The 855-nt window shown below is 64.4% G+C and carries 1 protein-coding gene; it reads right to left on the bottom strand.

Annotation, left to right across the window (positions count from 1 at the left end; genetic code table 11):
• Positions 1 to 13: 13 nt before the first annotated feature.
• Positions 14 to 771, bottom strand: a protein-coding gene (locus GSE44_RS25080; RefSeq protein WP_159351539.1) for an IS5 family transposase whose coding sequence is annotated in 2 segments (ribosomal slippage) — positions 14 to 448 and positions 451 to 771 — 756 coding nt in all. Because the reading frame shifts where the segments join, the coding sequence is not laid out codon by codon here.
• Positions 772 to 855: the final 84 nt, after the last annotated feature.

Raw genomic sequence — 855 nt, 5'->3', positions numbered from 1 at the left:
CTAGGGCCTGTCCTCAGATGAGCCAGACATAGGCTGCGGCGAGGTGGATCGCGCCGAGGAAGTTACGTGCGGTCTTGTCGTAGCGGGTGGCAATGGCACGGAACTGCTTGAGCTTGGCGAAGAAGTTCTCGATCAGGTGCCGCGCCTTGTAGAGATGCCGGTCATAGTCCCGCTTCTGCTTTCGGTTCCCTTTTGGCGGGATGATGGCCGCCTTGCCCAAGGCAGCCAGGGGCTCCAGCACGCGTGCATCGGCATCGAAAGCCCGATCGGCGATCAGCGCATCGGCCGCCATGTCGGGCAGCAGCGCGTCAGCACCGGCAAGATCATGTGCCTGGCCGCCGGTCAGAGCAAAGCCGACCGGATTGCCAAGTGCATCCACGAGGGCGTGGATCTTGGTGCTCAGGCCACCCTTGCTGCGCCCGATCGCCTGCTCGTGCCCCCTTTTTTGTGTGCCCCGGCGGCATGCTGGTGAGCGCGAACGACCGTGCTGTCGAGCATCGCGTATTCCGTGTCCGCATCCGCCGCGAGATGCCGGAGCAGGCGCTCCCATACGCCGCCTTTGGCCCAGCGGCTGTACCGCGTATGCACCGCCTTCCACGAGCCGAACCGGTTCGGAAGGTCACGCCAGGGAATGCCCGCACGGTAACGGTAGAGCACCGCCTCGACGAACAGACGGTTATCGCGTGCCGTCATGCCAACATGTCCAGCCCGGCCGGGCAGCAGGCCCTCGATCCGCACCCACTGATCGTCACGCAACGCGTATCGCCGCATTCCCCGGCTGCTCCACAACTTGCCGGCACCCTATGAATCACTCCAGCACCATCCTGGGAATCCCCCATCTGAGGACACGCCCTA

The sequence above is a fragment of the Muricoccus harenae genome (assembly GCF_009848505.1).
Lineage (GTDB): Bacteria > Pseudomonadota > Alphaproteobacteria > Acetobacterales > Acetobacteraceae > Roseomonas > Roseomonas harenae.
Note: the sequence above shows the minus strand (reverse complement) of the source record. Positions and strands in the feature narration are given on the sequence as shown.